The 21,462-nt window shown below is 66.1% G+C and carries 23 protein-coding genes; 10 read left to right on the top strand and 13 right to left on the bottom strand.

Annotated features, from left to right (window positions below; translation table 11 throughout):
• Positions 1–23: 23 nt before the first annotated feature.
• Positions 24–617, top strand: a complete 594-nt coding sequence (locus tag L1080_RS01955) for a methylated-DNA--[protein]-cysteine S-methyltransferase (protein WP_201453426.1) — start codon at positions 24–26, stop codon at positions 615–617.
• A gap of 79 nt (positions 618–696) precedes the next feature.
• On the opposite strand, the gene L1080_RS01950 is transcribed toward L1080_RS01955, so the two are convergent.
• Positions 697–1,986, bottom strand: a complete 1,290-nt coding sequence (locus L1080_RS01950; protein ID WP_109332728.1) for an adenylosuccinate synthase — start codon at positions 1,984–1,986, stop codon at positions 697–699.
• 228 nt (positions 1,987–2,214) lie between these two features.
• Here L1080_RS01950 and L1080_RS01945 point away from each other — a divergent pair, with 228 nt between their 5' ends.
• Positions 2,215–2,868 carry a hypothetical protein gene (locus tag L1080_RS01945; RefSeq protein ID WP_213577762.1) on the top strand — a complete coding sequence of 218 codons (654 nt, stop codon included), beginning with the start codon at positions 2,215–2,217 and terminating at the stop codon, positions 2,866–2,868.
• Positions 2,865–3,641 (top strand): site-2 protease family protein, encoded by a 777-nt coding sequence (locus L1080_RS01940; RefSeq protein ID WP_250771935.1) that lies wholly within the window; start codon positions 2,865–2,867, stop codon positions 3,639–3,641. Before L1080_RS01945 ends, L1080_RS01940 begins: the two co-directional genes overlap by 4 nt.
• 43 nt (positions 3,642–3,684) lie before the next feature.
• Here L1080_RS01940 and L1080_RS01935 read toward each other — a convergent pair whose 3' ends face one another.
• Positions 3,685–4,188: a winged helix-turn-helix transcriptional regulator gene (locus L1080_RS01935; protein WP_250771938.1), complete on the bottom strand. Its 504-nt coding sequence runs from the start codon at positions 4,186–4,188 to the stop codon at positions 3,685–3,687.
• Between the two features lie 53 nt (positions 4,189–4,241).
• Here L1080_RS01935 and L1080_RS01930 point away from each other — a divergent pair, with 53 nt between their 5' ends.
• From L1080_RS01930 to L1080_RS01920, 3 genes are read left to right on the top strand one after another with little or no spacing between them, the layout of a single operon-like run.
• A complete protein-coding gene (locus L1080_RS01930; protein ID WP_250771941.1) occupies positions 4,242–5,648 on the top strand; it encodes an MFS transporter in 1,407 nt (468 codons plus the stop codon).
• Positions 5,645–6,412: a thioesterase family protein gene (locus tag L1080_RS01925; protein ID WP_250771944.1), complete on the top strand. Its 768-nt coding sequence runs from the start codon at positions 5,645–5,647 to the stop codon at positions 6,410–6,412. The genes L1080_RS01930 and L1080_RS01925 overlap by 4 nt, the downstream gene beginning before the upstream one ends.
• 41 nt (positions 6,413–6,453) lie before the next feature.
• On the top strand, positions 6,454–7,623 hold the full coding sequence (locus L1080_RS01920) for a thiolase family protein (protein WP_250771947.1): 1,170 nt from the start codon (positions 6,454–6,456) through the stop codon (positions 7,621–7,623).
• 15 nt (positions 7,624–7,638) lie between these two features.
• Here L1080_RS01920 and L1080_RS01915 read toward each other — a convergent pair whose 3' ends face one another.
• Positions 7,639–8,595, bottom strand: a complete 957-nt coding sequence (locus tag L1080_RS01915) for a helix-turn-helix transcriptional regulator (RefSeq protein ID WP_250771950.1) — start codon at positions 8,593–8,595, stop codon at positions 7,639–7,641.
• Between the two features lie 63 nt (positions 8,596–8,658).
• Here L1080_RS01915 and L1080_RS01910 point away from each other — a divergent pair, with 63 nt between their 5' ends.
• Positions 8,659–9,120 carry a pyridoxamine 5'-phosphate oxidase family protein gene (locus tag L1080_RS01910; protein WP_250771953.1) on the top strand — a complete coding sequence of 154 codons (462 nt, stop codon included), beginning with the start codon at positions 8,659–8,661 and terminating at the stop codon, positions 9,118–9,120.
• A 4-nt stretch (positions 9,121–9,124) separates the two neighbouring features.
• On the opposite strand, the gene L1080_RS01905 is transcribed toward L1080_RS01910, so the two are convergent.
• The 4 genes from L1080_RS01905 to L1080_RS01890 all read right to left on the bottom strand — a co-directional run bounded on the left by L1080_RS01905 (position 9,125) and on the right by L1080_RS01890 (position 12,372).
• On the bottom strand, positions 9,125–9,538 hold the full coding sequence (locus L1080_RS01905) for a hypothetical protein (RefSeq protein WP_250771956.1): 414 nt from the start codon (positions 9,536–9,538) through the stop codon (positions 9,125–9,127).
• Between the two features lie 106 nt (positions 9,539–9,644).
• A complete protein-coding gene (locus L1080_RS01900; protein ID WP_250771959.1) occupies positions 9,645–10,571 on the bottom strand; it encodes a cation diffusion facilitator family transporter in 927 nt (308 codons plus the stop codon).
• A gap of 252 nt (positions 10,572–10,823) precedes the next feature.
• Positions 10,824–11,891: an FUSC family protein gene (locus tag L1080_RS01895; protein ID WP_250771962.1), complete on the bottom strand. Its 1,068-nt coding sequence runs from the start codon at positions 11,889–11,891 to the stop codon at positions 10,824–10,826.
• Between the two features lie 64 nt (positions 11,892–11,955).
• Positions 11,956–12,372 (bottom strand): DUF3151 domain-containing protein, encoded by a 417-nt coding sequence (locus L1080_RS01890; protein ID WP_109332741.1) that lies wholly within the window; start codon positions 12,370–12,372, stop codon positions 11,956–11,958.
• Positions 12,373–12,509: 137 nt separating this feature from the next.
• Here L1080_RS01890 and L1080_RS01885 point away from each other — a divergent pair, with 137 nt between their 5' ends.
• Positions 12,510–13,595, top strand: a complete 1,086-nt coding sequence (locus L1080_RS01885; protein WP_250771965.1) for an Rv0361 family membrane protein — start codon at positions 12,510–12,512, stop codon at positions 13,593–13,595.
• Positions 13,596–13,653: 58 nt separating this feature from the next.
• Here L1080_RS01885 and fbaA read toward each other — a convergent pair whose 3' ends face one another.
• Positions 13,654–14,688: a class II fructose-bisphosphate aldolase gene (gene fbaA, locus L1080_RS01880; RefSeq protein ID WP_109332743.1), complete on the bottom strand. Its 1,035-nt coding sequence runs from the start codon at positions 14,686–14,688 to the stop codon at positions 13,654–13,656.
• A 250-nt stretch (positions 14,689–14,938) separates the two neighbouring features.
• Here fbaA and L1080_RS01875 point away from each other — a divergent pair, with 250 nt between their 5' ends.
• Both L1080_RS01875 and L1080_RS01870 read left to right on the top strand, forming a co-directional pair.
• The gene (locus L1080_RS01875) at positions 14,939–15,622 is read left to right on the top strand and encodes a VTT domain-containing protein (RefSeq protein WP_236603521.1); all 684 of its coding nucleotides are present in this window, start codon (positions 14,939–14,941) and stop codon (positions 15,620–15,622) included.
• 25 nt (positions 15,623–15,647) lie between these two features.
• The gene (locus L1080_RS01870; RefSeq protein ID WP_159924854.1) at positions 15,648–16,313 is read left to right on the top strand and encodes a DedA family protein; all 666 of its coding nucleotides are present in this window, start codon (positions 15,648–15,650) and stop codon (positions 16,311–16,313) included.
• Here the strand turns inward: L1080_RS01870 and L1080_RS01865 are convergent.
• The 5 genes from L1080_RS01865 to L1080_RS01845 all read right to left on the bottom strand — a co-directional run bounded on the left by L1080_RS01865 (position 16,310) and on the right by L1080_RS01845 (position 21,423).
• Positions 16,310–17,440: a GTP-binding protein gene (locus L1080_RS01865; protein ID WP_250771969.1), complete on the bottom strand. Its 1,131-nt coding sequence runs from the start codon at positions 17,438–17,440 to the stop codon at positions 16,310–16,312. The two genes, L1080_RS01870 and L1080_RS01865, sit on opposite strands and share 4 nt — an antisense overlap.
• A 107-nt stretch (positions 17,441–17,547) precedes the next feature.
• Positions 17,548–18,903 carry an LLM class flavin-dependent oxidoreductase gene (locus L1080_RS01860; protein WP_159924850.1) on the bottom strand — a complete coding sequence of 452 codons (1,356 nt, stop codon included), beginning with the start codon at positions 18,901–18,903 and terminating at the stop codon, positions 17,548–17,550.
• Between the two features lie 64 nt (positions 18,904–18,967).
• Entirely contained in the window at positions 18,968–20,083 is a 1,116-nt protein-coding gene (locus L1080_RS01855) for a glycoside hydrolase family 76 protein (protein ID WP_250771972.1), read from the bottom strand.
• Positions 20,084–20,117: 34 nt separating this feature from the next.
• On the bottom strand, positions 20,118–20,816 hold the full coding sequence (locus L1080_RS01850) for a TrmH family RNA methyltransferase (RefSeq protein WP_250771975.1): 699 nt from the start codon (positions 20,814–20,816) through the stop codon (positions 20,118–20,120).
• Positions 20,817–20,820: 4 nt separating this feature from the next.
• On the bottom strand, positions 20,821–21,423 hold the full coding sequence (locus L1080_RS01845) for a DUF6636 domain-containing protein (protein WP_250771978.1): 603 nt from the start codon (positions 21,421–21,423) through the stop codon (positions 20,821–20,823).
• Positions 21,424–21,462 lie beyond the last annotated feature (39 nt).

The following is a 21,462-nucleotide window of genomic DNA, read 5'->3' as shown; positions in this document are numbered from 1 at the left end:
TCCTCGGTGGTGGATCCTCGAGGATGTCCAACCGTGGCCAACAGACGGTAAACGTCGGATGTGGGGCGCATACTGGGTTGGTGACCACAGGATTCTGCCTGTTCGACACAGCACTCGGCACGTGCGCCATTGCCTGGCGGGCCGCCGGGATCGTCGGTGTGCAACTGTCGGAGGGTTCACCCGAGGCGACACGGGCCCGCGTCGAGCGCTGCTTCCCGGGTGCGGTGGAGCACTCACCGCCCACACCGGTACAGCAGGCGTTGGACGCCATTCGGGAACACCTCGGCGGCGCACTCGACGACCTGCGCTGGATCGACCTCGACTTCGAGGGAGTCCCCGAGTTCGATTGCCACGTATACGAGATCGCCCGGGCCATCGACCCGGGCGACACCCTCACCTACGGGGAGGTGGCTGCAGCACTCGGCAAACCCGGCGCCGCGCAGGCCGTCGGCCAGGCACTCGGACGCAACCCCTTGCCGATCGTCGTCCCCTGCCACCGCGTGCTCGCCGCCGGAAACAAGGTCGGCGGATTCTCCGCGGGCAGCGGCACCCTCACCAAACGCGAACTACTCGCCCTCGAACACGCACCCGGATTCGACGACCCCGTCCTGTTCTGAGCAACCGCACGGGCCGGACCGACGTCACAGCCGTTCGACGTCACAGCCGTTCGACGTCACAGCCGTTCAGTGCGACTGTTCAGCGCACCACGTCGCGGCGCACGATGGTCTCGTCACGGCCGGGGCCGACACCGATGCACGAAATGTAGGCGCCGGACAGCTCTTCGAGGCGCAGCACATAGTTCTGCGCATTCTTCGGCAGTTCCTCGAAGGTGCGTGCGTGCGAGATGTCTTCCCACCATCCGGGCATCTCTTCGTAAATGGGGGTGGCGTGGTGAACATCCGTCTGCGACATCGGCATTTCCTCGTGCCGTACACCGTCGATGTCGTAGGCGACGCAGATGGGGATGGTGTCGAGGCTGCTGAGCACGTCAAGCTTGGTGAGGAAGTAGTCGGTGATGCCGTTGACGCGAGTTGCGTAGCGGGCGATCACGGCGTCGAACCAGCCGGTGCGGCGGGCGCGACCAGTGGTGACACCCACCTCACCACCCGTCTTGGCCAGGTATTCACCGTGCTCGTCGAACAGCTCGGTCGGGAACGGACCGGAGCCGACTCGCGTGGTGTACGCCTTGAGGATGCCCAGCACCGTGGTGATCTTGGTGGGTCCGATGCCCGAACCGACCGCCGCGCCACCGGATGTCGGGTTGGACGAAGTCACGTACGGGTACGTCCCGTGGTCCACGTCGAGGAGAGTTCCCTGCGAGCCCTCCAGCAGAACCGTTTCGCCACGCTCGAGAGCCTCGTTGAGCTGCAACCGGGTGTCGGCGATGCGGTGCTTGAATCCGTTGGCCTGTTCGAGCACCTCGTCGACCACCTGCTGCGGGTCGAGCGCCTTGCGGTTGTAGATCTTGGCAAGCACCTGGTTCTTGAATTCCAGTGCCGCCTCCACCTTCTGGGTGAGGATCTTCTCGTCGAGCACGTCCTGCACCCGGACGCCCACTCGGGCGATCTTGTCCTGGTAGCAGGGCCCGATGCCGCGGCCCGTCGTGCCGATCTTCTTGGCGCCCAGGAAACGTTCGGTGACCTTGTCGATGGCCACGTGGTACGGCATGATCAGGTGCGCGTCAGCCGAGAGCAACAGCTTGCTGGTGTCGACGCCCCGCTCGTCGAGTCCGGCGAGTTCGGTGAGCAGCACTCCCGGATCCACCACCACACCGTTGCCGATGACGTTGGTGACGCCCGGCGTGAGGATGCCCGACGGGATCAGATGCAGCGCGAACTTGTCGCCGTTCGGAAGAACGACGGTGTGCCCGGCGTTGTTTCCGCCCTGGTAGCGCACCACCCACTGCAGGCGTCCGCCCAATAGATCGGTCGCTTTGCCCTTGCCCTCATCGCCCCACTGGGCGCCGATCAGGACGATTGCCGGCATGACGTTGTCTCCTACGGTCGACGTACAGTCGTATCCGACTGCGTGGTTCTGCCGTTCGTAGGCAGTGGCCGGGGGAACAGTCTAGCCGAGCGCACAGAGAACAGACCCCACAGTACGACCGGAGTGGCTTCGGGGCCGGTGTCGGGCATACAACTAGGATGGCCGGATGGAAAGCTGCGGCAGCCGTAGCGGGACATATCCGGGCGAGGAGTGGCGTTGACCCCCGTTGTGCTCATATGCGGTGACGTGCCGCTTCCCCTGCCCCTGGGGTCGATCTCGGCGTCGAGCGCCCCCACCGTGCCGGACAAGGACGACTTCGACGAGGTCTTCTCCAAACTCCAGGTTGTCACGCATCCGCGGCTCATCGTGGTCGGTAGCGACGCCGCACTGGCCGCGACCCTGACCCGGCTGATGCGGACCGACCGGTTACATATCGAGCTCGCCTACGTCGCCGAACACAGCTCACCGGCAACCGACGCCTACCACCTGTCCGCGGGAGCACGGGCCGCCCGCACGGCCCTGAAAGGAACGGCCAAGCCGGTGCCTCTCATCCGCGACGACGCGGGCATCGCGCTGGTCGGGCTCGCCACCGTGACGGCGCCCGGCGGTGAACCGTTGGTCGGCGAGGCGTACGTCGACGACACCCGGCTGTTCTCCGGTACCGCCACCAACATGCACGTCACCCCCACTCCACGGATGCCCGGGCTGCGGGCCTCGATCGATCCCCGGCGGCGCTGGTTGCCGCGTCGATGGATCGAGGGGCGCGCGGTCCAACTCGGGTCGCCGGCCGCCGCGCTGACCCGTGACGACGTGCCCAATCCGCGCGCGGTGAAACGGTCGACGTTCTACCGTCACGACCGCGAGTGGTTGCTCGTTCGATGAACCTGCCCAGAACGCGGTCCACCGCCGTCCGGCCCAGCCCGGTCTTCCTCCTCGTCGTCGCCACCGCCGTCGCCGGTGGAGTACTCGCGTGGGGCGCCCGGGCCGAGTCCGTCGTCGGCCACGTCGGGGTCTTCCTCCTCGTGGTGGCCGGCTGGGTGGTGACGCTGTGCCTCCACGAGTTCGCGCACGCGTACACGGCGTGGCGGCACGGCGACACCGATGTGGCGGTGCGCGGATACCTCACCCTGAACCCGCTCAAGTACAGCCACCCCTTGCTGTCGATTGGCCTTCCGGTGCTGTTCATCGCCCTCGGCGGAATCGGGCTACCGGGCGGCGCCGTCTACCTGCGGACGGGGTTGTTCCCGCCGAAGGTCCAGGCGAAGGTGTCGCTCGCGGGGCCGGCCGTGAACCTCGTGTCGGCAGTGGTCCTGCTGACCGTGATTCGCGGGTGGGGCCTGGGCGGTGATCATCGGGTGTTCTGGACGGGCCTGAGTTTCCTGGCTTTTCTGCAGGTGATGGCCACGGTACTCAACCTGCTCCCCGTTCCGGGCCTCGACGGCTACGCCGCACTCGAGCCCTTCCTGCCGCCGCGGACCCGCCGGTCCGTCGATCAGTACAAGCCCTACGGACTGCTCGTCCTCGTGGCCCTACTCTTCGTGCCGTCGATCAATACCGTGTTCTTCGACGGAATCTACTGGCTGTTCGAGCTGTCCGGTGTGCCGGCGATCTACGCACAGTACGGCAACTACCTGATGCGTTTCTGGCTTTCGTGAGTCCCCCGTGAGTACTTCTTAACAGTGGGCTGTTGACAAACACTCACGGGAGGGAGCGGCGAGCCTGCTCCTCGGTGAAGTTGGGCGTCAACCGCAATTCGGTCAACGGCACCTCGCGGTCGGGACTGCGCACCTCCACGCGGACGGGTTGACCCGTCGCGTCGTCCCGCAGTCCGATCGGCGCGCCGCGTTTTCCCTGCAGGTACTTGTCACCCCACTGCATGAGTGCCAGCACGGCAGGCAGGAGGTCGCGACCCTTCTCGGTCAGCACGTATTCGAAGCGGGTCCGTTGTCCGGGTTCCTTGTAGGGCTGCCGCTCGAACAAACCTTCCGCGGTGAGTTCCCGCAGGCGCGCCGCCGCCACCGCCTCGGTGACCCCCACACGCTGGACGAAGTCGTCGAACCGCGTGGTCCCGTAATAGGCCTCGCGGAGGATGAGAATGGCCGAACGCGTGCCCACTACATCCATCGCCTTTCCGATCGAGCAGTGCGTGGCCCGCCAGGTGTCGCGATCGCCGAGGAAGCCGTCCAGCCGTGCCGCATTCATGCCACCATGATAGCTGACTTGCAAAAAGCAAAGCCAGGTGTACATTGCTGGCTATGGCATTCAGCAGTCAGGTGCGAGGGGATATCCGCCTGCGTCCTCTCCTTCTCGTCCTGTGTGGCGCCCCGTTCGTCGCGAGCCTCGATCTCTTCGTCGTGAACATCGCCCTCGGCGACATCGCCGCCAGCTACCCCGGTTACTCCCTCGGCGACCTGAGCTGGGTACTCAACGGCTATGCGATCGTCTATGCGGCACTACTGGTTCCACTCGGCCGGTGGGCGGATCGCATCGGTCACCGGCGCGGATTCATGCTGGGACTGGGGCTGTTCACAGCTGCGAGTGCAGCCTGCGCGCTCAGCCCCTCCCTGTGGTTTCTCGTCCTCTTCCGCCTGCTGCAGGCTGTCGGCGCCGCGGCCCTAACCCCCGCAAGCCTCGGATTGCTGGTCGGAACCGTCCCCGCGGAACGACGCGCCGGCGCAGTCCGCATGTGGGCGGCCTCTGGTGCGGCAGCCGCCGCGTTCGGCCCCGTCGTCGGCGGAATCCTCGTCGAGGCCTCCTGGCGCTGGGCGTTCCTCATCAACATTCCGATCGGAATCGCACTCCTGATCGCCGCGACCCGTGTCGTGCCCGACGTCCGCCCCACCGCCACCGACACCGAACTCGACCTCATGGGGGCGGCCCTGCTGATTCTCGGGATCGGCGCACTGTCGCTCGGGATGGTCCAGGGGCCGGAATGGGGATGGGGGGACCCCCGGATCACGCTCGCTTTCACCCTCGCCGCCGCCTGCCTTGCCCTGTTCTGGTGGAGCAACAGCCGTCACCGGGCACCCCTTATCGAACCGGCCCTGCTGAAGGTGCGCACGTTCGCGTGGTCCAACGCGACCGCCCTGGTGTTCAGCGCAGCGTTCGCGGCGGGACTGCTGTCGAACATCCTCTGGCTGCAGAACGTGTGGGAATACTCGGCGATCAGGACGGGACTCGCCATCGCTCCCGGACCGATCCTCGTGCCGCTCTTCGCGATCGCCGGCCAGCTCCTCGCCCGGCGCTTCTCTCCCGGCACCATTGCCGCTGCCGGAAGTCTGCTGTGGGCGGCGGGCACGCTACTGATCCTGGGGTCGGTAGGGGCGGAGCCGCACTACCCCACCGAATTTCTTCCGGGTCTGCTGATCGGCGGAGTAGGCGTCGGTCTCGCACTCCCCACCATTCTCTCGTCCGCCACTGCCGGGCTTCCGCAATCCCGGTCGGCGACTGGCAGTGCGATCGTCAACATGAATCGGCAGATCGGCACCGTGATTGGGGTCAGCGTGCTCGTGGCGGTCCTCGGCACCACCGTGGGCTACGACGACACCCACTCTGCCTTCCTCGTCGCCTGGTGGGTGATCGCGGCAGTCGGCGTCGGTGCGGCGGCCACATCCATCGGCATGAATTCCCAGAACCCACTCACCGTAAAGGTACCGGCATGACCCCGCTGACCGCACTTGCTTTCCCCACCGAATTCGACTCCACCTGGCGTGGTTTCGGCGGTATGCACGGCGGACTCGTCGTCGCATCGATGCTGCACGCGGCCGAGGCCGAGACGGCAGCGACACCGGTCACCGTCTCGGCCCACTTCACCCGGCCCGTCGACCCGGGCCCGGTGGACCATCAGGTCGAGGTCGTGCACGGCGGGCGGACACCGAGTGTCCGCGTATCGATGCCAGGTTCCGCCGATGCACTGATCCGCCTCACCCGCACCCCCAGCGCCATCACGTGGCCTCCCAGTGCGCCCGACCTCGGCGACAAAGATCCCAAAGTCCTCACACCCCTGGTGATTCCGGCCGACTACATGCCCTTCGCCCAGTACCTCGACATCCGCCCGATCAACTCGGCACGTCCCTTCGCCGGCGGCGCCGACCCTGAATTCGAGGTGTGGATTCGTCTGCTCTCATCGATCGATTTCAGCCCTTCGGAACGCGCGGCAGTATTACTCGACGCGTTACCGCCGGGGTTGTTCGCCGTACTCGACGCGCCGGTAGCCATCCCCACCGTCGAGTTCAGTGCCCACTTCCCTGTGAGTACTTATCAACAGCCCGCTGTTAACAAGTACTCACGGGAGGGGTGGTACCACCTGCGCCACCGCACGGTTTGGGCCACCGAAGACTCGTGCGTCGACGAGACCGAACTGCGCACCGCTACAGGACACCTCGCGGGTCAGGCGCGTCAGCTCCGCAGAATCCTCACCCCCTGATCGCCAACCACAGCTCAGCAGCACAGAGAAAGGGAACTCCCATGAGAGACGCCGTCATCGTCGAGGCCGTCCGCACACCGATCGGCAAGGGCAAACCCTCCGGGGCCCTCCACGATGTGCACCCCGTCGACCTCCTCGCACACAGTCTGTCGACCCTCGTCGAGCGCACGGGGATCGATCCCGCACTCATCGACGACGTCATCGGCGGCACCGTGACGCAAGTGGGCGATCAGGGCCAGAACCTCACCCGCACCGCACTTCTCGCCGCCAGCTATCCCGAGTCCGTGCCGGGCACCACGGTCGACCGGCAGTGCGGCAGCAGTCAGCAGGCAGTCCACTTCGCCGCGCAGGGTGTGCTGTCCGGGGCCTACGACATCGTGGTCGCGGCCGGTGTCGAGTCGATGGGCCGGGTTCCGATGGGCTCGAACGTGGTCGGCCGGGAGTCGCTGGGTCTGGGATTCGAGCGCCGCTACCCCGACGGCCTCGTTCCCCAGGGCATCAGCGCCGAACTCATCGCAGCCCGTTGGGAACTGTCCCGACAGCAATTGGACGAGTTCGCGTTACGCAGTCATCAGAAGGCCGCGACGGCAGCGAGCGCGGGGAACTTCGCGAAGGAACTCGCCGTCCTACCGGAACTCGGTGTCGACGAAGGGATCCGTCCGGATACGACACTCGATGTCCTGGCCGGTCTGCGTCCCGCCTTCCACAGCGAGCACTATGCGACGCGATTTCCGGAGCTCGACTGGTCGATCACCGCGGGCAACAGCAGTCCACTCTCGGACGGGAGCGCTGCCCTGATGATCACGACGTCGGAGATCGCGGGCCGACTCGGATTGACCCCTCTGGCCCGACTGCACAGTTTCGCCGTCGCCGGTGACGACCCGCTGATGATGCTCACCGCGGTCATCCCGGCCACCCGTAAGGTGCTGGCGCGCAGCGGGCTCGACATCTCCGACATCGATCTGTTCGAGGTCAACGAGGCGTTCTCATCGGTGGTCCTCGCATGGGCGGCCGAGACCGGCGCCGACCTCGATCGGGTAAACGTGCACGGCGGCGCGATCGCGCTCGGTCATCCGCTCGGTGCCAGCGGGGCGCGCATCATGACCACGCTGGTGAACGCCATGGAGCAGCGCGGCGCGCGATACGGTCTGCAGACCATGTGCGAGGCCGGCGGGCTCGCCAACGCGACGCTGATCGAGCGCCTCGGGTAGAGGTGTGGCTGCGCGTCACCGGTGGCGGTTCGTCATCGCCTCACCGGTGTCGCGCAACGCCGCCCGCAGCGACGCAGGTGCGAGCACCTCGACCCCTGCACCCAGCGCGGTCAACTGTTCGAGGGCCACGTCCTCGGCCTCGAGCACCAGGTCGACGGCCACCCAACCGTCCTCGTCGGGAGGTCCCGCCTCGACACGCGCAGCCTCCACACCCACGATCCGGGGCAACTGACGCCACGACCGCGGTGACAGGCGCACCCGGCACGGGAACCGGAGCATCGCACGATCGAATTCCGCGACGGAGGCCGACCACCACGCACCGAGATCGAACTGTTCCGGCCGCAGTGCCGGCTCCGTGAGGACCGTGGCGTCACTGACCCGGGACACCCGGTACGACAAAATCCTGCTGCGATGCTGCGCAACCAGGTACCAGACACCCGCCTTGGCCACCAGACCGAGTGGATCGAGCGTCCGCGTCACCACGTCGGCACCTTTTCTGTAGTCGATGCGCAGGCGCCGCCCCTCCAGCACCGCGGTGGCGACGTCGGGCAGGTGCTCGTTGTCGCGGGGTGGCGTGAACCATCCCGGCACGTCGACGTACAGACGATCACGCCACAACTGTGCACCTGCACGCAGCGGAACAGGCAACGCGTGCAGCAACTTCGACTGCGCCGCCGCGGTCACCTCACGCAGACCGAGGTCGTCGGCGAGCGAAGGCACACCCAGCAGCATCAGCGCCGACGTCTCCGCCCCCGTCATCCCACCGAGTTTCGACTGCCATCCGTCGAGCAACCGAATACCCCCGCCGGGACCACTTTCGGTCCAGACGGGCACGCCCGCCGCGGACAGCGCCGTGACATCCCGGTACACCGTGCGCACCGAGACACCCAGCTCCTCGGCCAGCTGCCCAGCCGTGACACCGCGGCTGCCCTCCAGCCGCAGCATCAGTTCGACGAGCCGACTCGAACGCATTGCCCGAGTCTAGAGAAAATGACTGACAGAAGGTGTCAGGGATAGGCGCGCACACTGACGTACATGACGCACTGGACACAGTTCGAGACCGAAGCGCCCGACCTCGCCAAAGCCGTGATCGCCCGCTTCGAGGCACACAAACACCACGTTCTCGCGACCGTCCGCAAAGACGGCTCACCCCGAGTCAGCGGCACCGAAGTCGAGTTCTACGAGGGCACGCTGCTGCTCGGTTCGATGGTGGCAGCACGGAAGGTGCTCGACCTGCGGCGCGATCCACGATTCGCGCTTCACAGCAACCCCGGGCACCACACCATGGAGGGCGGCGACGCGAAGATCAGCGGCCGCGCCGACGAGATAGTCGGCGAGAGGAAACAGCAGATCGTCGACCACTATCCCGACGAGATCGGCGAGGCAGACGTCTTCGAACTCTCCGTCGACGAGGTGGTACTCACCACCGTCGACGGCGAACACCTCTACGTCGACCTGTGGAAGCCGGGTCGGGGCGTCACCCGCTTCACCAAATAGCGGTTCACTGGGTGACGGCGAAACCGAAACCGAGGGCGCAGGTTGCGGCCGTTCCCGTCGTGCCATCCGGGTCGTAGGTTCCACCAGGGATGAGGTGAGCGGTGAAGCCCGGCAGATCCCGCTCCACGTCCTTGTCATTCACCAGCGGGCCCGACGATCCGATGGTAGGGCCGGCCTGACCGATATTCAGGTACGCCACCTGAGCGTCGGTGGTCGCATTATCTGGCCCCTCGAATTCCCACTCGATTTTCTGCGTATCGGTGTCTCGCTCCACATCGAAGGATGCTTCGGCGTTGCAATTCGCCAACGGATCGGGCATGAACGGCGCGGCGGACGCCACGGCGGGCGCGGAGAGGAGGGCGGCCGCACCGATGGCTACGGCTGCTGCGGATTTCGTGAGCGCTCCGAGAGTGGACATGAATCTGGCTCCCTTGTGAGACGGCACCGACTGTTCCGGTAAGTCTGACCCGCCGACTGCGCGGACGCCACGATTGTTAGCGGAAAGAAACCAACCATTCCTGCGCTTACCAGGTCACGTTCTTTTCACAGTGGCGTCCGTTCGCCGTGGATTCGACCTGCACTGTGGCGTGTGAGAGCTGGTGGGTTTCGAGGACTGTGCGGGCCGATTCGAGGACGAGGGCCGAGTCGGATTCCGTGGTGAGGTGCACCGTCGCCACATCCATGCCGGTGGTGAGAGTCCACACGTGGAGGTCGTGCACGCCGATGACGCCGGGAACTGCCGCCAGGTCTGCTTCCACCGCTTCGACATCGACGTCCGCGGGGCTCGCCTGGGTGAGGATCCGCAGCGATGCGGCGGCGAGTTTCAGTGCGCGGGGCACCACCCACAGGGAGATGAGGACACCGACGACGATGTCGGCGTAGGTCCAGTTGAACGCGATCACGACGGCACCGGCAAGGAGGACACCCACACTGCCGACCGCATCCGCGAGAACTTCGAGGTACGCCCCGCGCACGGCCAGGCTGTCCTTGGAATCGGCCCGCAGCATGAGCATGACGACGAGGTTCGCGGCCAGACCGGCGGTAGCCGTGAGGACGAGTGCGAGACCGGGGAGGTCGGGTGCGTCGCCGATGCGGGAGATGGCCTCGTAGAACACCCATACCGCGACGGCGAGAAGCATTGCGGCGTTGGCCATTGCGGTCAGTACCTCGGCGCGGTGCCAGCCGAAGGTGCGTGCGGCGGCGGCGCTGCCCTTGCGCGCGAGCACGAGCGCGACGAGACCCATCGCCATGCCGACGACGTCGGTGAGCATGTGCCCGGCGTCGGCAAGCAGCGACAGCGAGTTGACCGTAAGGCCGACTCCCGCCTCGAGGACGAGGAACGCGAGGAGGATGACGAGCGCTATCGCCATACGACGGACCCGCCCCTTGGATGGCCCTACCTCACCCCCGCCTTGCGTGTGGCCGTGCGAATGACCGTGGCCGACTCCCATGTGTAGAGCTCCTCCCGAAGTTCTGCCGATCATATGCGTACTTGTGCATGTGTATCAACAGCGTCGTGCCGGCGACCACGTCGACTCAGCCGTTGCCTGCGTCCCGGGCGGCGCGATCGAGCCGGCTCCGATGGGTCTCCCACCAGGCCTGATCGACCGCCCTTCCGGCCATCCCGGCACGGTTCCGGTCGCGTCCAGCAGCGTACGTCGTACTCGCCGGCTTCCACGCTCTCATTCGTGACGCTTGAGATCTCAGAGATCGGGGCGGTACGCCGGCTTCTGCACCGTCGGGGGCAGATGCGCTATGGCAGAGATGCGGTTCAGCCCTGCCACCTGCATCAGATCGACGGTGAGCGAACGGATCTGAGCGAAGACGACGGTGGCCGAGAGACCTGCATTCTCCACCAGTTCCGGTTTGAGTCCGGACGCCACCGAACGGAGCACGCGGGCAGCCTCGGCCTGGTCGGGTTGCTGACCGGGGTCTGCGAGCACCATCAGGCGCAACGTTTCGATGGCCTGGGCCAATTTCTCGACCTGGTCGACCAGTCGCGGATTGAGGATCTCGTCGTCACGTACCAAAGTGAGCGAACGCCGGGCCAGGACACGAATATTGCGCAGAGCGTTGTCGAGCGGGTCGGCAACGGCGCTCAAGCGTTCAAGTCGGCCGCGGGTGTTCCAGTACAGCGGCGAGATACGGCTGACCTCACGGCCGCCCGCGAGGTGCGTGCGCAAATTGTCGATGGACGACTGGGTGGCTCGCGCCTTCCGCAGTGCCTCCTCGATGGGCTTGTCGTCGTTGGCGACCAAGCCGTCCGCCACCAATTGCATCACTTCGGCGGCAGTTCCCAGGACTCCGGCGGCGTGGCGCCTCGCCCGGCCCACGGGATGCGTGGGTATCAACGCCACCACCGCGATGCCCACCAGGCCTCCGGTCAGTGCGTCCACCATGCGATTGACACCCGCCATGCCACCGGGTGGTAGCAGAGTTGCGACGAGAACAGCGGAATTGCCCGCCTGCATCGACAGGACCGGGCCGCTGTTCAGGAGCACCGCCGCGGTCATGGCCAAGGCCACCACGAGGGCGATTTGCCAGGTACCGCTGCCGATGAACGCGATGAGGAGGTCCCCGACCCCGATCCCGATGGTCACACCGGCCACGAGTTCGACGGATCGACGCAGCCGCGCGCCGAGCGACAGTCCCAGCGACACCACCGCGGCGATCGGCGCGAAGAACGGGGACGTGTGACCGATCACCACCGTGGCAACCCACCACGAGGCACCCGCCGCGACGGCGCACTGCAGGATCGGCAGGGCCGACACTCGCAGCCGCTGAGCCGAAGTCTTCAGTCCGTTCCGAACTCGGACCGGTGCTGCGGTGACGGCGCTACCCGAGGCCAAGCGCTTCGGCGGCTCGGGGGTCGCTGTCCTCGAGCAAGTCGAGGCAACGGGCGTATTCGTCGGTTTCGCCGATCGTCTTCGCGGCCTTCGCGAGGACGGCGACGCAGCGCAGGAATCCGCGATTCGGTTCGTGGCTGTAGGGAACGGGGCCGAAGCCCTTCCAGCCGTTGCGGCGCAGCTGGTCGAGGCCACGGTGGTATCCGGTGCGTGCGTAGGCGTACGCGGCGATCGTCTCGCCGGCGTCGAGAGCTGCCTCGGCGAGATACGCCCAGGCGATGGAGGCGGTGGGGTGTGCGGCCGCCACGGAAGCCGGTTCCTCGTGGTTCAACAGGGCCGACTCGGCCTCGTCGTCACCGGGAAGCAGCGTGGGCTGGGGTCCGAGAAGGTCACCGAAAGAGGTCATGCGCCTATTGTGCCCCCGGCGGGACTGTTCCTCTGCCCCGCCCCGTAGACGAAGCGCCCTGTGGTGGTCTGCATTGCCGCACGTTGTCGTTAGGCTTCGGTCCAACGTTCATTTCTCTGCAGACCGAGGGGCAACGCGTGCAGGACCCGAAGAAAGACGAACCGACCGAGAAGCCGACTACGGATACACCGGCAAACGAGACCGCCCGACCGGTCACCGCCGACACCGACAAGGCCCGGCCGGTCACCGCCGGTACCGACAAGGCCGCCGCCGGGACCCCGGCATCCGACGCGAAGAAGCCGGCCGACAACACGCCGTCCGCCACACCCTCTGCGAAGACTCCCGAGTCGGCACAGTCCTCTCCCGACAGCGCCGCGTCCGAGGCGGTGACGAAGGCGATTCCGAAGCAGAAGCGTCCGCCGGAGAAGCCTGATGCGGCCACGGTGAAGATGCACCCGAAATCCCCGCCGCAGGCTGTGAAGGGGGCGAACTGGCAGGGGAAGAAGGAACCCGGCAAGGCGGATCCCGCCGACACCGAGACCGTCGCCATCCCGATCACGAAGTCCCCCGTACCGCAGACGCCGCCGCCGCCCCGCCCCGCACAGGCCCAGCAGCCCGGTCGTCCCCAGCAAGCGGCCCCGCCCCGACCAGCGGCATCCGCGCAGAAGCCACCGGCGAACCGTCCGACTCCGCCGCCACCCACGCCTAAAGCGGCGCCCCAGCGAGTGCTCCCGACCCAGCCGAGCGCCCCGCAGCGGGTCGGTCCCGCAGCGCCCGCGGCCAGGAAGCACGGCAAGGCCTGGCTCCTGGCGGCGATCGCCGCAGGCGTCCTCGTGATCGCCGCCATTGCCGTCGCCGGTGTGGTGGTCTACAACAACAATCGGGCCGAGAACTCACCCGAGGCGCAGGTACAGGGCACCATCGATACGTTCGTCGCGGCGCTCACCCAGGGCGACCTCGCGACCCTGCGCACCAGTACCTGCGGCGGTCTCGCCGAGTACTACCAGGGCATCTCGGATCAGGATTTCGCCGAGGTCCATCAGGTAGCGATCACTCAACAGAACATTCCGGTGGTCGGCGAGGTCGACGCCGTCCAGATCACCGGCGACACCGCCATCGCCCAGGTGAAGGCCCATACCGCCGCCAACCCGAACGAGCAGTCGTGGCGCACGTTCGACCTGGAAAGGGTCGACGGCACCTGGAAGGTCTGCGACCCCCGATAACGACTGTGCGCCTTTCTGGTAGCGGTAACTACCAGAAAGGCGCACGAGCCCGAAGGGCCTATCCCGAGACCGAGCGTCCCGCGGACTTGAGGTCGTTGCAGGCCTCGATGACACGGGCGGTCATCCCGGCCTCGGCCTTCTTCAGGTAGCTGCGCGGGTCGTAGACCTTCTTGTTGCCCACCTCGCCGTCGACCTTCAGCACACCGTCGTAGTTGCTGAACATGTGGCCGACGATCGGACGGGTGAAGGCGTACTGGGTGTCGGTGTCGACGTTCATCTTGACGACGCCGTAGCTCAGCGCCTCCTCGATTTCCGACTTCAGCGAACCCGACCCGCCGTGGAAGACGAAGTCGAACGGCTTGGCGCCGTCCCGCAGGCCGAGCTTCGCGACGGCGACCTTCTGGCCGGTCTCGAGCACCTCGGGACGCAGCTTCACGTTGCCCGGCTTGTAGACGCCGTGCACGTTGCCGAACGTCGCTGCCAGCAGGTACTTGCCGTTCTCGCCGGTGCCCAGAGCGTCGATGGTCTTCTCGAAGTCCTCGGGGCTGGTGTACAGCTTGTCGTTGATCTCGGCTTCCACACCGTCCTCTTCACCACCGACGACGCCGATTTCGACCTCGAGGATGATGTTCGCGGCCTTGGAGATAGCAAGGAGTTCCTTGGCGATCTCGAGGTTCTCGTCGATCGGAACGGCCGAGCCGTCCCACATGTGGGACTGGAAGAGCGGGTTGCGGCCGGCGCTGACGCGCTGCTGAGAGATTTCGAGCAGCGGCCGGACGAAACCGTCCAGCTTGTCCTTGGGGCAGTGGTCCGTATGGAGGGCGATCGTGACGTCGTACTTCGCGGCGATCACGTGTGCGAACTCGGCGAGCGCGACAGCACCGGTCACCATGTCCTTGACGCCCAGACCTGAACCGAACTCCGCACCACCGGTCGAGAACTGGATGATGCCGTCACTGCCCGCATCCGCGAAACCCTTGATTGCGGCGTTGATAGTTTCGGACGAAGTGCAGTTGATAGCTGGGAAGGCAAAGGAGTGCTCCTTGGCTCGACCAAGCATCTCGGCGTAGACCTCGGGAGTCGCGATTGGCACGGCGGCAGTCCTCCATAAACGTGTCGATTTCGGCGCACGCGATCAGCGCAGCGCGCGATGTGGTCCTAGCAGTATGGCAATACCGGTAGCCTACGTCGCCCGGTGGCTGTCGTGGCACCTCGTTTCCGGGCCGTCCGAGACCGGTCAGGAATCGTTGACCTGCAGTATTCCGATACTCCGCGCATACGCCGGTACGCTGAGGGCCGTGATTGTGCAGGCAGCATCGGATTCCGTGACCAACCTCGCGTTGATGCCGGGGTTCCTCGACCCGGTGAACCTCCTCAACTCCTTCGGCACCTGGGTGCTCGTCGGACTTCTTCTGGTCGTCTTCATCGAGTCGGGATTGCTGTTCCCGCTCCTGCCCGGCGACTCGCTTCTCTTCACCGCGGGCCTCATCGCGGCGTCGAAGTCGGCCGAGATCGAGCCGTTCGCCCCCATCTGGGCGCTATTGGTTCTGATCCCCATCGCCGCGATCCTCGGCGACCAGGTGGGCTTCTTCATCGGCAGCAAGGGCGGCACCGCGCTCTTCAAGAGCAACGACGCCCGGTTCCTCAAGAAGAAGTACATCGACGAGTCGCACGCGTTCTTCGAGAAGCACGGCCCGATTACGATCATCCTGGCCCGCTTCGTGCCGATCGTGCGCACGTTCGCGCCGGTCGTCGCGGGTGCGTCACGGATGAAATACTCGCTGTTCCTGACGTACAACATCGTGGGCGGCATCCTGTGGGGCGCCGGCGTCACGCTACTCGGATACCTGCTCGGTCAGATCGAGTTCATCCGTGACAACGTCGACATCATCTTCTTGTTGATCGTGTTCGTGTCGGTGCTCCCGATCATCGTCGAGGTCGGCAAGCGTGTTCTCAAGGCCCGCCGGGGAGAGACGCCTGCTCCCGAGGCCGCAAGGCCTGTCTCCACCCCCACCGATCCCTCCTGATCGAGATCGAGGCAATGCGCTGACCATGGTCGTATCGGCATCTGGCACCTTCGGGCCCCTCGTCTCCGCCGGCCCCGCGCTGGTGTGGGTCATCGTGCTGGCATTCGTCTTCATCGAATGTGCCGTCATCCTCGGGCTCTTCCTGCCGGGTGACTCGATGCTGATCACCGCGGGCATCGTGCTCGCCGGCCACCAGTCGGGGGCAGGTCACGTGTGGGCCCTGTCGGTCGGCGCGATGGTCGCCGCGATCTGCGGAAATCAGGTGGGGTACGTCATCGGGCACCGCACCGGCAACCGCATCTTGGCGCGCAAGGGCGGCAAGTACCTCAACTACGCCAACCTCCACCGGGTGAACATCCTGTTGGAACGGCACGGGTTCTGGGCTGTGCTCATCGCCCGGTGGATCCCGTGGGTGCGTACCCTCTGCCCACTCGTTGCGGGGGCAGCGAAGATGAACCACACCAAGTACACCGTCGCCAGCAGCATCGGCGCCGTGTTCTGGGCGCCGGTACTGCTGCTCATCGGGTTCTACTGCGGTTCCTTCCTCGACCGGGTGTCGTGGCTGATGCCGGTGGTGTTGGGCGGCATGGTTGCACTGCTGGTGATCGGAACTGTGGTCGGCATCTGGCACTACCGCCAGGAAATGGCCCGTCCGCCCGAAGAGGTGGAAGTCGAGGAAGTTCTCGACTAGTGCTGATGCACCGCTTCCCACTCGGGCAGCGGGTCGTCGAAATGCACCCACTCGGCCGGACCGGACGCCCATTCGGCGTCGGTGAGGAGCGCCGGATCGAGGATGCGGGCAGGCGCCTCCGGGTCGAGCCGGACACCGATGAAGACGATCTCCTGACCGGGCGTCTCCTCCGCGGCCGACCACAGCTGCGCAGGTTCGATCACCAGATTCGGTCCCGCCTGCGACCAGATCGCCGCAAGATCCGGGCGGCTCGCTATCCAGCAGAACCCCTTGCTTCGCAGCAGTCCGGTGAACTGGCCCAGCGCCTGGTCGAGCCTTGCGGGATGGAACGGCCTCGTCGCCCGGTAGGTGACACTTCGGATCCCGTACTCCTCCGTTTCGGGTGTGTGGCCGCCCACAAGCTCCTCCGCCCACCCAGGCGCCAGGGCAGCCGACTCCGGGTCGTACAAACCGGTGTCGAGGACGTCGGCCAGGTCGACCACACCACGTGAGGTGCGCTGGAGTCTCGCCGTCGGATTGAGTCTGCGCAGGAGTGCCTCGACCGTGCCGGCTGTGCGCTCGCTCACCAGATCGGTCTTGTTCAGCAGAATCACGTCGGCGAACTCGACCTGGTCGACGAGTAGGTCGGAAATGCTGCGCTCGTCGCCCTCTCCCGCCTCGAGGTCGCGCTCGTCGAGGCGCTGACCCTTCGCGAGCTCACCGACGAACGTCGACGCGTCCACCACTGTCACCATGGTGTCGAGCGCCGCAACCGTGCCGAGGCTGAAGCCGTTCTCGAATTCCCAGTCGAACGTGGCGGCGACGGGCATGGGTTCCGAAATGCCCGTCGACTCGATGACGAGGTGGTCGAACCGTCCCTCCTCGGCCAGGCGGGCGACCGCCTCGATCAGGTCCTCGCGGAGCGTGCAGCAGATGCAGCCGTTGGTGAGCTCGACCAGCTTCTCCTGCGTCCGATCGAGATGTCCCTGCCCTGCGACGAGGGCTGCGTCAATGTTGACCTCGCTCATGTCGTTGACGATCACGGCGACACGCCGGCCGTCCCTGTTGGCGAGGATGTGGTTGAGAAGAGTGGTCTTGCCCGCGCCGAGGAAGCCGGACAGGACGGTGACAGGAAGTGGACGAGTCATTCGGAAATGATAACTGTTTTCATCAAGGCGGGATTCGAGCGGCACTCCACTCGATGCCACCGTCGTCGACAGGGGAAGAACGCGGCGGCATCGGGCGAAGGACGGGACTAGAGGGCCACCCTGCCCGACGTCTGCGCGTACTGGCTGGCCGGACGTTCCAGCCCGAAGTGGTCCCGCAGAGTCGTACCCGAGTATTCGGTGCGGAACAGACCCCGCTCCTGCAGGATCGGCACCACCTTCTCGGCGAACACCTCGAGACCTCCCGGGTAGTACGGGGGCATCACGTTGAAGCCGTCGGCTGCACCCTGGGTGAACCATTCTTCGATGGTGTCGGCCACCTGCACCGGCGTTCCCACGAACACGCGGTGTCCTCGGGCGCCCGCGAGGCGATGCAGCAGCCCTCGCAGCGTCGGACGCTCCCGCTGCACGATGCCCGCGACCACCTGCAGCCGGCTCTGCTGGTTGTCCGTCACGTCACCGGCGTCGCCGAACAACTCGGCGGGCACGGGGGCATCGAGGTCGAGGTGGCGCACCTGAGTTCCGGTGATGCTCTCGAGCTGGGCGAGGCCGTACTCGGGAGAGGTCAGCTCGTTGAATTCGCGTTCCAGATCCCGTGCCTGCGCCTCGGTGTCGCCGATGAACGGGCTGATTCCGGGAAGGATCTTCACGTGGTCGGGGTTGCGTCCGAACTGCGACGCACGTCGCTTGATGTCTGCGTAGAACGCCTGCCCGTCCGACAGTCGCTGATGGGCGGTGAAGATGGCCTCGGCGTACTGCCCTGCGAAGCTGCGCCCCTCGTTCGACGCACCCGCCTGTACCAGCACGGGGTGACCCTGCGGCGAGCGCGGCGCGTTGAACGGTCCGCGGACCCGCAGGTGGCGTCCGACGTAGTTGATCTCATGAATTTTCGACGTGTCGGCGTAGACGCCCCTGTCCGTGTCGAGAACGATGGCGTCGTCTTCCCAGCTGTCCCACAGCTTGACCGTCGCATCGACGAATTCGCGTGCCCGCGCGTATCGGTCGGCGTGGTCGGGATGACTGGGAAGGCCGAAGTTCGCCGCCGCCAGATCCGTTCCGGTGGTGACGATGTTCCAGCCGGCCCGACCCTTCGAGATGTGGTCCAAGGAGGCGAACAGACGCGCGAGGTTGTAGGGCTCGAAGTACGTCGTGGACGCGGTGGCGATCAGCCCGATCCGCTCCGTGACTGCGGCGATCGCCGTCAGCAAGGTGATCGGCTCCAGCGCTCCGGCCGCGCCGTGCCCGGCATCGCTACGCAGCGCGGGACCGTCCGCGAAGAAGAGTGCATCCAGTTTCGCCGCCTCCGCGGTGCGCGCGATCTCCTGGAAGTAGTCGACGTCGAACAACCGCTCTGGTGACGTCAGCGGGTGACGCCAGGCCGATTCGTGGTGCCCGGCCGGATAGATGAACGCATTGAGACTCAGCTGCCGCTGTTGATCTGACATACCGAGATGTCTAGCAGCGCGGAAACCGCCTGCCCACGGTTAAGTTTCGTGTGATCGAAACGCACTACCGCCGGGGATACCCGGCGGCCGACACCGCGTGCGCCGCCTCCATCAGCATCCAGCCACCCAACTGGACGGAGAGGTCGCGCTCGGGGATGTCGGACGAACGCACCGTGCCCCCGGTGAACGCCGCGATATTCCTGCCGAGACCGGGAAGCCGGGCCTGCTTGCCCCAGTCGGCGCCGAACAAGGGCTGACCCTCGATCTGCAAGCGGTTCTCCCACGCAGTTTCGGCTGAGGTGAGCACGATCTGCGCTGCGATCTCCCGCGCGCGGATGTCGTCATGGTTCTCCCAGGGCAACATCACCGCAGTCAGCGCGAGATAGCGGGCGAGGATACCGTTGAACAGACCCCCGTCTCCCCCGCCACCGCCGCGAATGACCCCACCCGGAGCCAGGTGCTCGTCGACGGCGTCGATCAGCCGGTGAATGCGGCCTCGATGCCGCGGCGCACCGAGACGCACCGCCAGCTCGGTTTCGAGCCCGAGGACGACCCCCTGGCAGTACGAATAGATGACCCTTTCGGCCTCACCGCCGCGATGGATCCCATCGATGACGAGGCCGGTGTTCTCGTCCAGCAGCGTGTCGTCGATCCAGTCCGCGGTGGCCTGCGCCCGCCACAGTTTGCCTGTGCGGGCCAGCATGATTCCGGCCGGGCCGTTGGCCGGAGCGTTGTAGAAATCCGAGCCCTTGCGCCAGGGCAGCCCGCCACCGTCGGGATCCCAGGCGTCGAACAGCTGGGATTCGAGTGTCTGCACCGCATTCCGGTTGTCGATCAAGTGCGTGCGCTGCGCGCGTTCGAGCGCGATGCCCAGCCACGCCATGTCGTCGTAATAATTGTTGGTCCAGCCCGTAATGTTCCGAAGGCGGTGACTGCGAGCGAGTTTCACGATCCGACGGCGGCGACGCGGAGTGGGGTCGCGTTCGAGTGCGTCGACGGCGCAGTCGATGAGGTGTGCCTGCCACCAGTAATGCCAACTGACGAACAACCGTTCACGTTTGACCGCCGGCCAGGCCACCACGCCCAGCGTGGTGCCCGGAAGGCCCCACAGCCGGCGAAGATGCCTGCTCACCACCGCTTCTTCAGCGGCGTCGGCGCGCGCCGACCACTCGTCCTGCATGAGGGTTGATCTTGCCTAGTCTCCGGGCGATCCGCTACCACGCCCGACCGAGGTCGGCGTGCTCGCGCACCCACGCATGCATGGCAATGCCTGCCGCGACACCCGCATTGATGCTCCTCGTGGAACCGAACTGCGCAATCGATACGGTCATGGCTGCAACCTCTTTCGCCTCGTCGGTGACTCCGGGACCCTCCTGACCGAACAGCAGCATGCAGTCCCGCGGCAGGCTTGCGGTTTCGAGCGGAACGGAGCCCGGCGTGTTGTCCACGGCCACGATGGTGAGACCCTCCTCACGCGCGAACTCGACCAATTCGTCGATGCTCGAGTGATGTCTGACGTGCTGATACCGATCGGTGACCATCGCCCCGCGCCGGTTCCAGCGCCGCCGTCCCACGATATGAACTTCCGCGGCGGCGAAGGCGTTGGCCGTCCGCACCACGGTGCCGATGTTGGCGTCGTGCCCGAAGTTCTCGATCGCCACATGCAGCGGGTGGCGCCGGCTGTCGATGTCGGCGACGATGGCTTCACGTGTCCAATAGCGGTAGGCGTCGACCACGTTCCGTCGGTCACCGCCGGCCAGCAGTTCGGGATCGTAGCGGGAATCCGTCGGGACCGGTGCGTCGTGTTCTTCCGTCCACGGACCGACACCGTGAGTATTCTCACCCCACTCGGTAGGGCCCGGCTCGCCCGACTCGGCCAGGACCGGAAGTGAACCCACCTCTGCGCCAATCATGGAATCAGAACGTCTCGTTGGAATCGGGTGAGACCGTGAATCCGTGGGACGTCTCGTCGTTGACACACGTCACAGCGGTCGCTGTGGTGCTGCAGGAGTAGCCGAGTTCGGCGAGCTTGGATCCGGCAGGCAACACCGGGTCGGGTTCGGCATCACCCGAGGTGTACACGAGGCCGCCGGCACACATGAACGCTCCCTCACCCTCGTTCTCGACGCGAATGCCGTGGCCCCAGTCGACCATGCAGTCTGCCGGCCGCGGCGGGACCGGACTGGTCGATCCCTGGCATCCCGCTTCCGTGCGACTCGGCAGCTTGATGATGCCGCACTGGAACGCGCCGTCCGGGGAGGTGAAGAAGTACGACTCGTTGTGCTCGTACGGAACGTCGACGAGGGTGGTGGTCGGCGCTTCCGTCGTCGTGGTCGGCGCAATCGTGGTCGTGGTGGTCGTGACTGGCGGAACCGTGGTGGTGGTAGTGGTCACAGGCGCTGCGGTGGTGGTGCTGGTGGTGGTCGGCGGAGCCACCGCCTCGGACGAACCCCCACATGCTGCGAGCGTCAAAGCAGCACCAATGCTCAGACCTACCAACGACACCCGACGCCACGCCATACGGCCACCTCCACATACTTGCCTGCTGCCGACACTGCA

Origin of the sequence: Rhodococcus sp. MSC1_016 (assembly GCF_023667485.2) — a bacterium.
GTDB lineage: Bacteria > Actinomycetota > Actinomycetes > Mycobacteriales > Mycobacteriaceae > Rhodococcus_F > Rhodococcus_F oxybenzonivorans.
Note: the sequence above shows the minus strand (reverse complement) of the source record. Positions and strands in the feature narration are given on the sequence as shown.